The following is a 13,144-nucleotide window of genomic DNA, read 5'->3' on the forward strand; positions in this document are numbered from 1 at the left end:
GGAGGTTGTTGGAATGATAAAGTATGAGGATTTTCAGCCGGGCGAATTGTGGCTGGATACGAATGGAAAGCCTATTCAGGCACATGGCGGCAGTATATTATTCGATAACGGTAAGTATTACTGGTATGGAGAGAATAAAGACGGCCCGAACAGTTTAGGTCGGATCGGTATTCAGCGCGTAGACATCATTGGCATATCCTGCTACTCTTCAAGTGATTTATACAACTGGTCATTCGAAGGCATCGTGTTGCCTGCGGTTTCCGATGATCCGAATCACGACCTTCATCCGTCTAAAGTAGCGGAGCGTCCGAAGGTTCTGAAGAACGATCGGACTGGTCAATACGTCATGTGGCTTCATATTGATAGTGAGGACTATACGCTGGCTAAAACCGGCGTGGCCGTAAGTGAAAATCCAGCGGGACCATTTGAATATGTGGGAAGCAAGCGTCCTAACGACGTGGATAGCCGTGATATGACATTATTTAAAGACGACGATGGAACGGCGTATTTAATTCATTCGTCTGACTGGAACAAAACCCTGATCATTTCGAGGTTAACGGATGATTATACAGATTTGAATGGCGAGTTTACGAAAGCGTTCATCGACCAGTCCCGGGAAGCGCCGGCGGTGTTTAAACATGAGGGGAAGTATTACTTGCTATCCTCGGGTTGTACGGGGTGGTATCCCAATGCGGCTCTCGTTGCCGAGTCGGATCGAATGATGGGACGGTGGGAGCTAAGGGATAATCCGTTAAGTGGACCAAATGCCCGTAAGACGTTTTATGCGCAGAGCACGTATGTGTTTCCTGTTCAGGGATTGGAGAACAGCTTTATTTTTATGGCTGACCGATGGCGGCCGGAAGAGCTAGCGGATTCAAGATATGTATGGCTTCCTATCACTTTTATGGAAGATGGGATAGAAATCAAGTGGGCGGATCGCTGGGATTTGAATACGTTTCGAAGATGAATAGATGAATTAAGGCCGTTCCTCAGGTAGGAGCGGCCTTATGTTATTGAACTGAATAACCTTATTTTGTACCTACTATATGGACAGAGACACACTTTCTTAAAACTTGTATTCAAAAGCATAAGAAATAATTCGTAAATTCTGAAATGCCAAAACCGCTCGTACAAGCTACTGTAATCGAAATATTGGTGTAATTGCTAAAAGCTATGTATAGTCGATTTGAAGGCTATTTCAGAAAAGATACATCTTCATCCTGTTTAACTAGGTAAGCTGTTTAAAGCCGAAGAAGACATCTCCTATAATGATTATTTGTTAAGCGTGCATATGGAAAAGTCTAAAGAGTTGTTGCTTTATTCCGATAAAAAAAGTATATGAATTGCTCCTCAAGAGGTAGATTATCGGAAATTGGTTTAGTTTTATAAAAAATCAAGGAATATACTCGTGTTAGCTCGAATGAATATCACAATAAAGTGAAAATGTGTTAGTAGCTTATTTCCTAGTGTGAATAAAAATACTCCATTAATGAAGAAGAGGTGCTTAAGATGACAGTAAATTCTATTATTAAGCCAAGCCCGAAACAGCTCGAGTATCAATCCTGGGAGTTCGGATTATTTGTGCATTTTGGTCTACGTACGTTTTATGAAGGGTACGTAGATTTTGATCCAAGAGGCATGTCCCCCGAGTTGTTTAACCCGCAGCAATTGGATTGTGAGCAATGGATCCGTACGGCGAAGGAAGCTGGAATGAATTATGCTGTACTTACGGCTAAACATCATGATGGATTTTCTAATTGGCCGTCGCAGTACAGCTCGTTCTCTACGAAACAATCGTCATGGAAGGATGGTCAGGGTGATGTTGTTCGGGAGTTTATAGAGGCTTGTCGAAAATATGATGTAAAGCCTGGTTTATATTATTCTCCTTTTGACGGATCTGCGGATTTCTATAACCAGGATGCAAGCGCTTACGATGATTATTTTGTAAATCAAATTACAGAGCTGCTAGGTCAATATGGAGAGATTGATATTTTGTGGTTTGACGGTTGCGGCTCGGAGGATCATGAATATGATTGGAAACGGATCATCGGAGAAATTCGCCGCCTTCAACCGAATATTTTAATTTTTAATATGGGAGATCCTGATTTCCGTTGGGTGGGGAATGAGGATGGCATTGCGCCGATTCCATGCTGGAATGTCGTGGATTCGCTTGAGTTTTCGATCATGACCGAGGAAAAGGAAGCTTTGACGGATAAGCTATGGCTGCCTGCGGAATGTGATGTGCAGATGCGAGCGAATTGGTTTTATAGTGATAGCGACGAGCATACGATCAAAAGTCTGGATCAGCTCATGGGCTTATACTATTATTCGGTAGGGCGCGGTGCGAATTTGCTGCTGAATATCGGCCCGGATAGACAAGGCTTGCTGCCTTCGAAAGACGTAAGCCGACTGGCTGCAATGGGTGCAGATATACGAAGAAGATTTGACAGCCCTATCGCGACCTTGGAGCAATGTACTCACAACCAGCATGAATGGGTTTATGAGCCTGCTCATCCACATCTGATAGATCATATTGTTATTCAAGAGGATTTATCTTCTGGGGAGCATATTCTTAATTTTCAAATCAATATTATGACAGAGAAATCGCATCGAACCATAACGGTATATGAGGGACAAAACATTGGTCATAAGGCGATTGTACGAATTCCGCCTGTTAAAGTTCGAGGCGTCACTCTAACCGTGACAAAGTCGCAAGGCGAGCCTACTATTAAGGAGCTGTCATTTTATTACGTTGGGGAGATTGGGAATGGATAAAGCATTAAAGTTTCGTACTGACGGTACATTCAAAATAGTCCAGTTTTCTGATACTGAGTATATGGATGACGTCGCTGACCTAAATGAGCGAACCGCTGACATGATGCGAACCGTCATGGAGACGGAGCAGCCTGATCTTGTTGTATTTGCAGGTGATGTCATTGGCAGTTTGCGCTGCAGCAACCCAGAGCAGTCATTCCGAGATGCAGTATCAACTATAGAAGCGATGAAAGTCCCGTGGGTTGCTATTTTCGGCAATCACGACTCAGAAGCGGGAATTACAAGGGAACAGCTAATGGATATTCAACTGAGCCATAGCTATTGCGCCGCTGAACGGACGGCTGAGCATGTCAGCGGCGTAGGCAATTATGTGTTGAGAATACAGGGTAGTGATGAACGTTTCGCGGCAGCTTTATATTTTTTGGATAGCGGCAGTTATTCTGTCCTTCCTCACATTCATGGATACGATTGGATTCGCAGAGATCAAATTGACTGGTATGCAGCACAATCGCAGGCATTCACGGATCAGAACGGAGGACAACCTATACCTTCACTAGCTTTTTTCCATATTCCGCTGCCGGAGTATCAAGAGGTATGGAATAAGGCCGAGTGCCATGGCGAAAAGAGAGAAGAGGTTTCTTGCCCTCGTATCAACAGCGGTTTATTTTCCGCAATGGTAGAGATGGGCGATGTTATGGGGACCTTTGCAGGGCATGATCACGGAAATGATTATTCGGGCGAGCATCATGGCATTCGCCTTTGTTATGGACGCTCTTCAAGCTATATTATATGGGATACGGATATTCCAATTGGTGCAAGAGTGATTGAATTGCAACAGGGATCCAGAACATTTGATACTTGGCTGAGATTAAGTGATGGATCGACTCAGCAGCGCTCGATAGGGTAATATTTAGAAACCGTCAATAAACGTTAGAATTTGTTATAATGGATAACAAGCGTTATGTTGGCCTCCACTCACAGCGGTGGAGGTTTTTTCATGCTACGAATCCCTCAATAAATATTTATAATATAAAACATAGAAACGAGGAGGAAATATGTCCTGGAGCAAATTGAAGCAACAGCTTGAGAGTTTTCTATCTCCTGCTTTACATGGCAGGTTCGAATATCGTGCAACCAGCTATCGTTATTTACCTGACAAAGCAGGTCAATGTTATATTGCGGTAGATAAAAAGAACGTACTCAGTATGAGTGATAGCACTACTTTAATTAGATGGTATCAGACGGAGCTGGAAATTAAGAATGATTCAGCTATCGAAATTCCTATCAAGAATGAAGAAATTGAAACGGTGAGAAAAGATACCAATGGGAAAGTTCCTGAGGATCGTCTAAAAGTAATGGCAAGAAGCAGAAAACTATCCGAATATGCTAAGGAAATTTTTTCAGCACAATCATCATTAAGTAAATCAAATTTTGTCGTTGTAGCTAATAAGTTTTTATCCACTTCTATAGTGGAAAGCCTAGAGAGCAATGATATTTTATTGAATATTCTAGCTTTGGTGGACAGACGAGTTGGGAAAAAGCGGCTTTTAAACATGGCCGAGCAGATGAAGCTAAAGCATCCCATTGTGCAGTATTTTTATGAACTACGGCTGAATACGTTATGAGAATAAGTAACTCATTCACCTCTAATCACCAGCGAGCTCTCTATACTGCTTCGGGGTTATCTCCGTTTCCCGCTTAAATAGGCTGCAAAACTGCGCATCCGTCGAAAAGCCGCATTCCATAGCGATAACCGATATTTGCAAGGGGGTATGCCTAAGCATTGTTTTGGCATGCTCGATCCTACGCTGTAAAATATATTGGCTGGGAGATAACTTGATCTTCTCTTTGAACAAATGACGAAACCGATCATAGCTATAACCAGATTGGTCGGCAAGAGCTTGAAAGTCAATTTTCTGCGTATAGTACTCATCGATGAAAGCCTGGGCAAATCGGATAATGTCATAGCGGCTATCTGGTTCTTGGGAAGGTTGAGCCCGCAGTACCTCCAAATATAGGCGCGAAATCAAATTATCGAGCAATTGCTTATAGAAGGGGGGCTTATCACGAAGCTCCTTTGCCATCATCTGCATGAGGCCAAGAATAGGCCTTGACGGGGAATCCTGGTAGATTCCTTCTTTCAAGGGAGGATAGACGGTGCTGGTGAATCCCGTAAACATAACCTTCGATTGTTTGCCATGCCGTTCATCGTGAGGCGTGCAGGGTGCTATTATCGCATAATCACCTGCCTTGAAAACATGTTCGGCATCCCCGATTCGAGTTGTCCCCTGACCGCAGTCGTAATAAACCAGCTCATAACACTGATGGTGATGCATTGCAATATGCTCATGCTTCGCTCTCGTTTCTTGATAAAAGAAGTCCAATGAGGCTGCCATTCATAGCTCTCCTGTCATCGTAGCCAATTCGTGATATAGAACGACCGTATGATGCTACTACATTATTTAAATTATTTATAAAATGAATTCATTATAGCATGGCTGAAAAGCCAATTCATTATATAAATGGAGGTAGATGATATGGGTCTAGATTTCGAGGCATTGCCCGTAGATGAGCTGGTTCGCAAGTTGGAAGCGCCGGGTAATAGAGTTAGGATGGTGCTCGATACGGATACCTTTAACGAGATCGACGACCAATTTGCGGTTATTTATGCGCTATTGTCACCAGAAAAAATAGAGCTTCAGGCTCTATATGCAGCACCGTTCCATAATGAGCTCTCTACGGGGCCTGATGACGGGATGGAAAAAAGCTATAAGGAAATTATTCGCATTCTTAAGCTAATGAATCGAGAGGATGTCCCAGTCTATCGCGGCTCCGAAGCTTATTTGCGTGCTGTTAACTCCCCGATTCGCAGCGAGGCAGCGCTGAATTTGGTAGAACGTGCAATGGCAAGTGATAAGAATGATCCATTATATGTCGTCGGTATCGGTGCCATTACGAATATTGCGAGTGCCATTCTAATAGAGCCGCGAATCATTGAGCGCATCGTTGTAGTCTGGCTGGGAGGCCATGCACTGGATTGGCCTGACACTCGTGAGTTTAATCTCGAACAGGATATTCATGCATCGAGAACCGTAATGAACTGCGGAGTGCCTTTGGTCCTTATCCCATGCATGGGAGTCGCTTCAAACCTTCGTACGACACTATCGGAGGTTAGAGATTATGTGAAGCCATCCGGCGCAATTGGAGAGTACCTCTATGAGACGTACAAAAACTGCAAGGATGATCATTTCGCCTATTCCAGAGTGATATGGGATATCTCGGTTATTGCATGGCTGAATCAGCCCAAGTGGGTTCCTTCGCGGCTTATTCCAAGCCCAATCATTTCGGAGGACTTTCGCTGGAGCACGGACAGCACAAGACATTTGATACGCTGTGCAAGCTATATTGACCGTGACGCGGTATTTCAAGATCTGTTTTCTAAGCTTGCTCTAAGCAAAATGGAGTAACAAGATGACCAAGCCGAGAATAACCGTCGAAGGCTAGCTCAATATGGGTCTTGTAGTGTCCGTATCTCACATTTGCTTACTAGGTTATAGCGAAGGGCCCCTGTTATTCCGAGCGGAATGATAGGGGCTCTTTTGATAGATCTTACTTTAAAAAGGGAATGTCGACGATATTTGAGGGTCGGGTGCAGACCTTGGATCCTTGAGCGTTTCAAAATATTAGTTAATATGTGGGGGCAAATCTATAATTTGTTAAGTTGTAATGTATGCGCTTACTTTCTATAATTTAGTTATTCAAGACATGAATTGTCTTGAATTAAAAGAAAAATTCCTTAGATAGGAGGGACAGATTTCACGTTATTTGAAACAGGACAAGTTACGCACTGTACTGCAAGGAAAAACAACCGACAAAACAATGAAAGGAGAGAGATTTATAAAAGGTAATATTCAAGTAGTGTGTAGGCAAGTTGTGGAAAAACCAAATTTTAGGAGGTAATAATATATGTTTAAGTTTAAAAAGAAAGTGTTTACGTTAGTTATTGCAGCTTCAATGAGTATTTCCAGCTTGTTTGCAGTATCCGCAAGTGCGGCGACAGACTACTGGCAAAATTGGACCGATGGTGGCGGCACAGTAAATGCTACTAATGGATCTGGTGGGAATTACAGTGTCAGCTGGTCAAACACCGGAAATTTTGTGGTTGGTAAAGGCTGGAATACTGGATCGCCATCTAGAACAATAAACTATAATGCCGGTGTCTGGGCGCCGTCTGGCAATGGGTATTTGACTCTCTATGGATGGACAAGAAACTCACTCATAGAATATTACGTCGTTGATAGCTGGGGCACTTATAGACCTACAGGAACATTTAAAGGCACAGTGTCCAGTGATGGAGGAACATACGATATTTATACGACGCAACGAGTCAATGCACCTTCCATTGACGGAACAAAAACATTCACCCAGTTCTGGAGTGTCCGCCAGTCTAAGAGAGCGACAGGCAGCAACGTCGCTATCACTTTTGGCAACCACGTAAGTGCATGGCAGAGTAAAGGAATGAACCTCGGAAGCAGCTGGTCCTACCAGGTGTTAGCGACAGAAGGATATCAAAGCAGTGGCAGCTCTAACGTCACGGTTTGGTAACAGGTCATCTTCAATTAGGGCAATGGATCGGCGCCTGATGAATTTAGTGTGTTGAGAATGTGTTTAATCTTTTGATAATGTTAAGGTCGTCCGGTCTCACAGCCTGCGGCCTTATCTATTTCAAAAAATGATAGAACCTACATGCTACTTGACTATTATCTTTTAGAATCCATCCAGTTGGATCCTTCAGTTTGGACGCATTGAGGATCGTTTCCCATAAGATAAACGCTCCTCGATGCTGCCAGAGGTGAATTGTAGTCTGTTACGGACTATAATTTTTCCTAAAAGTTTAAAGGAGATATAACAATGAGAAAAATAATCGTTTTTCTTATCATAGCAATAATGGTTGTTGTCAGCGCTTGTTCGCAAGAAAAGCCTGATAAAACTTCGAATAAAATGCCTGATGACTTTGTCTTAGTCAAGGGCGGACCGTTTAAGAACAAGAAGTCCAACTACTATGGTGAAAAAGTAGCATTATCGAACTTTTATATCGGCAAATATGAGGTAACTCAAAAAGAGTGGATTGAGATTATGGGGAGCAATCCCTCGGAATTTAAAGGCGACAATTTGCCGGTAGAAATGGTGAGTTGGTATGACGTTGTGGAGTATTGTAATAAGAGGAGTATCAAAGAGGGATTAACACCGTATTACTCAATAGACAAGAATAATAAAGATCCGAAAAATACAAGTGAAAACGATAATCTAAAATGGACAGTAACGATCAATGCAGGAGCGAACGGTTACCGATTGCCGACAGAAGCAGAGTGGCAATATGCTGCAGGTGGTGGTCAGAAGAGCAAAAGCTACACCTACAGCGGAAGCAATAATGCAGATGATGTAGCATGGTATTGGAAAAATGCTGGAGATAAAATTTTATCAGGAGAATGGAACTGGCCTATAGTTGAAAGCAACCATAACAAAACAAAATCCATCGGTGTCAAGAAGCCCAACGAGTTAGGGCTTTACGACATGTCGGGTAATGTAAGGGAATGGTGCTGGAACGGGTTTGGAGATTCGGAAAGCAATAGCAACTCTACCCGAGTTGTGAAGGGCGGGGGCTGGCTTGGTGATGTTGGCGAGTTATCTTATCTGAGCAATTTTGAGGCAAATGGCATGGGACCCGATCAAGGTTTTCGTGTGAGCCGCGATGAATAAAGGATAAAAGCCCAAGAAGAAGGGTCAAAAAGCGATGATTGACAATGTTGTGCAACGATGATAACTTAAAAAATATAAAACATATTAAACTTATCGGAATTACAAGCTGGCTGGACAACCGGAAGCATGGATTATTAAATCCATGCTTTTTTTTATGTTCACAAAGGGTAGGTTTGAGATGAACCTATTAGAGATGGAGTCTGGCTTAGAGAGGAGAGTGTAAATCTTGAAATTTGCTTTGTTTAGCCTAATGATGAACATACCGAATGCTGTAAGCGGGGAGACATTGACCACCCATCAGAAATTTGAGAACGTACTTAAACAGGCTGTCCTTGCTGAAGAACTCGGCTTTGATGCTTATGGAATTGGAGAGCGGCATGGAGCACCATTTATCTCATCTTCGCCACCAGTCGTTCTGACCGCGATTGCTGCCAGAACCGTAAAGATTCGTTTGCTAACAACGGTCACTGTTCTAAGCGTTCTAGACCCAGTGCGTGTTGCTGAGGACTATGCCACACTTGATCATCTTTCGGGAGGTCGACTCGAGATGATTATTGGCAAAGGAAACGACCCTCGCCACTATCCGCTTTTTGGAATTACCGAAGACGAACAATGGGAATCCCTTGCAGAGCGGTATGCACTCCTGAAGCGCTTGTGGCATGAAGAGAACGTAACCTGGCAGGGGCGCTACCGTTCACCGCTTGAAAATGTGACTACACAGCCAAGACCCTTTCAACATTCAATTCCAATCTGGCATGGAAGCGCATCTAGTACACTGTCCACCGAATTGGCTGCGAAATATGGTGAACCGATTTTTTCCTCCAATACGTTTCACCCCCAGGCTAAATATAAAGCATTAATCGATCATTATCGCGAGAGATTGGTTCATTACGGCCATGATCCTCAAAAAGCAATTGTTGGCTCGGGATTTGGAAGCTTATATCTGGCGAACACCACAGAAGAAGCAGTCAAACGATATAGGCCCTATTACGATGCTTTCCATGCAACGGCTGCATCGCAGCACAACAACTCGCCTTTCAAAGACCTCGAGGACAATGTACAAAATGGGCCTGCCTTGATCGGCAGCGCTGATAAAGTGATCGAGAAGATTTTAAACTATCATGAAGCTTACGGGCACCAAGTGGTCAGCATCAGTGTAGATGGCTTGTCAGAAATGGAGCAACGCGAGCAAATTGAACGATTTGCTACTGAAGTGGTACCTGTGCTGCGTCGAGAGGTTCCTAGTACAGTATGGAATAAAGGAGTTGGGAACGAATTGAGGACGTAATTTATTTTTACGTCCTTCATTTCGTTATGGAGTGTCCCAGTCGTGGAGGAATAAGCGTTGTATGAACATTCTGGTTGATTAGGTGTTTTCACTTATGTATGAGTGAAAATTAGAACAATTACCTGTTGTCTTTGATCTCGAGCATATGAATGATGATCGTTGTCCCTTTGCCCACTTCACTGTTCATTTGAAAACGGGCTCCTTTAATAAGCGAAAGCTTTCTAAATGGATTTGTAAAGCCCAGCCGCTCATTTCGACCACACATTAGCTCTTGCTGCTTTTCTATAGGAATCCCGACACCGTTATCCTCTATTATGATTTTGATATGCTGCTGTTCCCGCGCGATAGTAAGACGCAGCGTTCCACCTTTATTACTTTTGATTATTCCGTGAGTAACAGCATTTTCCACTAGCGGCTGCAGTGTCATTGCTGGGATATAGGTTTGAATCGTTTCGTCGATATTATAATCGATATGCAGCCTTTCTTCGAAGCGCAATTTTTCTATCGCTAAGTAAGCCATCACTAATTCTATTTCTTCCTCCAAAGGGACGAGTGAGCGCTGCTTCTGGTAATCCAGCTTTCCTCGGAAATAGGTAGAAAGATGTTCTAATGCAGTTTGGGTTTTTTTCTGGTCAGACCAACTTAGTGCAATAATCGCATTGAGTGTGTTGTATAAAAAATGCGGTGTAATCTGAGCGTAAAAGCTGCTGAGTTCATGCTCCACAGCATCCTGCGCTGACTTTTTCATTAATAATAAGGACTCGATTCGCATCTCTAATTCTTTTAAATTAACAGGCTTCTGCAAGTAATCATTGGCTCCTAATTGGAAGGATACAACTAAGTCAGACAATTGTCCTGCTGCTGTTAATATGATGACAGGCAAATCTACTAAGTCTTGCTTCTGTCTGATCGTTTTGCAAACCTCATATCCCGACATATGGGGCATCATTAAATCTAAAATTAATAGATCCACCTTTTCCGTTTCAATTATGTCGAGTGCTTCCTGCCCGCTGCCTACTGCAATTACGCTATAATGAAGTGAATGAAGCATATTTATAAGTACCTTCAAGTTGGCAGGCTCGTCATCTACTACTAATATCGTATACGGTTTTGGTCCTTTCACTCGTGTAGGCAGGATAACCTGCGACTGCTGCATCTCCCGATTTTTCATTTGGGTAGACGTAACAGGTTCGTTCATTTCGTGATTGTTTATTTCATTATGCTCTAATAGCTGCTGATTAGTAGCCAGCGGGATTGTAAAGGTGAAGCATGAGCCTTTACCTATTTCAGAAGTTACCCAAATACGTCCGCCTGCACTCTCCACAATTTTCTTGGTAATGCTTAATCCCAAACCAAGTCCTTCTGATTTCCTAGACCGGCTGCTTTCAACTTGATAAAAGGTAGTAAATATGAGGTCTTGGTAATCTGAAGCAATACCTGAACCCGTATCCTCAACCGATATGTGCATTTGTTCCTCTACGATTTGAGCTGAGATTGTGATCGTTCCCTGATTGGTGAATTTAATCGCATTGTAGATCAGATTGAACAAAACTTGCTTTAGCTTTTGTTCATCGGTATATACAAGCGGCAAATTTTCTGGGATCATATTGATCAATTGAACAGGCAGAGTGGGCGGTATAACATAGGCAATCTCAGCGAGCACTTCCTCAATAATTCGGATTTCGATCGGTCTGGATGTAAAAGGCACCTCACCTTGCTTTATTCTAGAAATAAATAATAGATCCTTAACCAAACCTGCCAATCTTCTACTAACCGAGTGTATCAAAATAACACTCTCTTGCTGTTTTCTTTTTAAAGGCCCTTCTACACCCTCCAGCAGCGATTGAGAAAGATTCATAATGCCGTGGAGCGGAGTGCCGAGCTCGTGTGATGTTTTGACTAGAAAATCATCCTTCATTCGGTCGAATTCAAGCAATTCATCAGACAGTTCCTCAACTTTATTATATGCCTGCTGTGAACGGTGACTCATTAGTAGCGCCAAGCTCATCACCATAATTAAAAACAAAAGAAGTGACGGAACTTCGATATCCACATCAAATAGCAAGACAATTGCAAGTAAAATACCATAAACAGCAAAAGCAAAAACAACGATCAGCACATAGTCGGACTCATCCGTTTTTTGCTTATAGGCTTTTAGCAGCATAATAAAAATATACACATAACTAATAGCGGTAGTCCCTGAAACAATGAGTTGAATGAGCGGAAATGGAAAATTCACCATTAGATCAATGGTTATATTTAATATACACACTGCCAAGGCTTGAAATCCTAAGATAGCACTTAATGCAGTGACGAACCTTTTACTGGCAGACATGTTGAAGAAATGATAAACAAATAGGAGGAAAAACAAGACGAAAAGCGTAAGTGAAATGGCTTGAATTCCTAGTTGTGAGGCTGGGCTGAACTCCGGAAATAGTAAGTAGATCCATCTTTCATTTATCGTTGATATATGTACAGCTTGCGCTAAACTGAATAGACTGAAATAGAGCTCATACTGGAATTTCCGTTTGTGTTGTAAATAGGTCGTAAAGTATATAAATGAAAACAGAAAGTAGCCGGAAATGAGAAAGGCTTCAATGAATTTTCCACGGCCTTGCTTTGCTAATATTTGATCGGCTAGACCGAATTGGAGGGAACTGACAATCCCACCAACAGCATAGTCATAATTGGCAACTAGTATAACAAGTTCTATTTGTTTGTCTCTACTATTTCCCAAAACGACATATTTTTTGTAATCAAACCGATATTCTTCAGTGCTTTTGGAAGGAACACCTGCTGAGCCAAGCTCTTCCCCGTTTAAATACACTTTATTGGCATTTCGAATCGTATTCAGCTTTACACCGTAAAGGTCATCCTCCGGAACATGTATAAGCAAGCGATATGTGCCTGTCCCATAAGGAGTAGCGCTTTCAGCTCTATAGCGATCCCACGCTGTAGGAACCGGAATGGAATGGCGTTTGTTCTTATAACGTTCAAAGACATCATCAACCGGGCTTGGCACAATTAATTCATCTGGATAGAAGTCCCATTCTCCATCAAGCGCAATCGTTTTTTCATCTTGCCAATCCCAATGCTGCAATGAAAGAACACCATTTTTCGCCACGAATGTATTGGAGTCAAAAACACGAAATGAGTGAAGGACAAAGTAGGTTGTTAAGAGAGTGACAGCGATCATAATTAGAGTGAGCGTCTTTCTATTTTTCAAATAGCCAATTCCTTTCACTATGAGAGCTTCACCCATTATGGTACTTTCTTGTGACCATTCAAACGGGCGGCAGCGCATCTTGTTCTAGTAGCCTT

At 42.5% G+C, this 13,144-nt stretch carries 10 protein-coding genes; 8 read left to right on the forward strand and 2 right to left on the reverse strand.

The window, feature by feature from the left end:
• Positions 1–13: 13 nt before the first annotated feature.
• The 4 genes from MHH56_RS10565 to MHH56_RS10580 all read left to right on the forward strand — a co-directional run bounded on the left by MHH56_RS10565 (position 14) and on the right by MHH56_RS10580 (position 4,400).
• On the forward strand, positions 14–967 hold the full coding sequence (locus MHH56_RS10565; RefSeq protein WP_339208119.1) for a glycoside hydrolase family 43 protein: 954 nt from the start codon (positions 14–16) through the stop codon (positions 965–967).
• Positions 968–1,509: 542 nt separating this feature from the next.
• Complete coding sequence (locus MHH56_RS10570; RefSeq protein ID WP_339208120.1) at positions 1,510–2,775, forward strand: alpha-L-fucosidase; 1,266 nt, start codon at positions 1,510–1,512, stop codon at positions 2,773–2,775.
• Entirely contained in the window at positions 2,768–3,682 is a 915-nt protein-coding gene (locus MHH56_RS10575) for a metallophosphoesterase family protein (protein WP_339208121.1), read from the forward strand. Before MHH56_RS10570 ends, MHH56_RS10575 begins: the two co-directional genes overlap by 8 nt.
• Before the next feature lie 148 nt (positions 3,683–3,830).
• Positions 3,831–4,400 carry a hypothetical protein gene (locus tag MHH56_RS10580; protein WP_339208122.1) on the forward strand — a complete coding sequence of 190 codons (570 nt, stop codon included), beginning with the start codon at positions 3,831–3,833 and terminating at the stop codon, positions 4,398–4,400.
• 21 nt (positions 4,401–4,421) lie between these two features.
• On the opposite strand, the gene MHH56_RS10585 is transcribed toward MHH56_RS10580, so the two are convergent.
• Positions 4,422–5,171 carry an AraC family transcriptional regulator gene (locus tag MHH56_RS10585; RefSeq protein ID WP_339208123.1) on the reverse strand — a complete coding sequence of 250 codons (750 nt, stop codon included), beginning with the start codon at positions 5,169–5,171 and terminating at the stop codon, positions 4,422–4,424.
• A 126-nt stretch (positions 5,172–5,297) separates the two neighbouring features.
• Between MHH56_RS10585 and MHH56_RS10590 the strand changes: the two genes are divergently transcribed.
• The 4 genes from MHH56_RS10590 (at position 5,298) to MHH56_RS10605 (ending at position 9,823) form a co-directional block, all read left to right on the forward strand.
• On the forward strand, positions 5,298–6,242 hold the full coding sequence (locus MHH56_RS10590; RefSeq protein WP_339208125.1) for a nucleoside hydrolase: 945 nt from the start codon (positions 5,298–5,300) through the stop codon (positions 6,240–6,242).
• Positions 6,243–6,741: 499 nt separating this feature from the next.
• Complete coding sequence (locus MHH56_RS10595; RefSeq protein WP_076269489.1) at positions 6,742–7,380, forward strand: glycoside hydrolase family 11 protein; 639 nt, start codon at positions 6,742–6,744, stop codon at positions 7,378–7,380.
• A gap of 306 nt (positions 7,381–7,686) precedes the next feature.
• Positions 7,687–8,535, forward strand: coding sequence for an SUMF1/EgtB/PvdO family nonheme iron enzyme (locus MHH56_RS10600; protein ID WP_339208128.1), 849 nt, complete (start codon positions 7,687–7,689; stop codon positions 8,533–8,535).
• A 226-nt stretch (positions 8,536–8,761) separates the two neighbouring features.
• Positions 8,762–9,823, forward strand: coding sequence for an LLM class flavin-dependent oxidoreductase (locus MHH56_RS10605; RefSeq protein ID WP_339208129.1), 1,062 nt, complete (start codon positions 8,762–8,764; stop codon positions 9,821–9,823).
• A gap of 118 nt (positions 9,824–9,941) precedes the next feature.
• On the opposite strand, the gene MHH56_RS10610 is transcribed toward MHH56_RS10605, so the two are convergent.
• The gene (locus MHH56_RS10610) at positions 9,942–13,049 is read right to left on the reverse strand and encodes an ATP-binding protein (protein ID WP_339208131.1); all 3,108 of its coding nucleotides are present in this window, start codon (positions 13,047–13,049) and stop codon (positions 9,942–9,944) included.
• Positions 13,050–13,144: the final 95 nt, after the last annotated feature.

The sequence above is a fragment of the Paenibacillus sp. FSL K6-3182 genome (assembly GCF_037976325.1).
Lineage (GTDB): Bacteria > Bacillota > Bacilli > Paenibacillales > Paenibacillaceae > Pristimantibacillus.

Bases quoted from the DNA above. Each gene is read 5' to 3' on its own strand.
- MHH56_RS10570 (WP_339208120.1), top strand. From the start codon at position 1,510: ATGACAGTAAATTCTATTATTAAGCCAAGCCCGAAACAGCTCGAGTAT.
- MHH56_RS10590 (WP_339208125.1), top strand. From the start codon at position 5,298: ATGGAGGTAGATGATATGGGTCTAGATTTCGAGGCATTGCCCGTAGAT.
- MHH56_RS10595 (WP_076269489.1), top strand. From the start codon at position 6,742: ATGTTTAAGTTTAAAAAGAAAGTGTTTACGTTAGTTATTGCAGCTTCA.
- MHH56_RS10600 (WP_339208128.1), top strand. From the start codon at position 7,687: ATGAGAAAAATAATCGTTTTTCTTATCATAGCAATAATGGTTGTTGTC.
- MHH56_RS10575 (WP_339208121.1), top strand. From the start codon at position 2,768: ATGGATAAAGCATTAAAGTTTCGTACTGACGGTACATTCAAAATAGTC.
- MHH56_RS10580 (WP_339208122.1), top strand. From the start codon at position 3,831: ATGTCCTGGAGCAAATTGAAGCAACAGCTTGAGAGTTTTCTATCTCCT.
- MHH56_RS10585 (WP_339208123.1), bottom strand. From the start codon at position 5,171: ATGGCAGCCTCATTGGACTTCTTTTATCAAGAAACGAGAGCGAAGCAT.
- MHH56_RS10565 (WP_339208119.1), top strand. From the start codon at position 14: ATGATAAAGTATGAGGATTTTCAGCCGGGCGAATTGTGGCTGGATACG.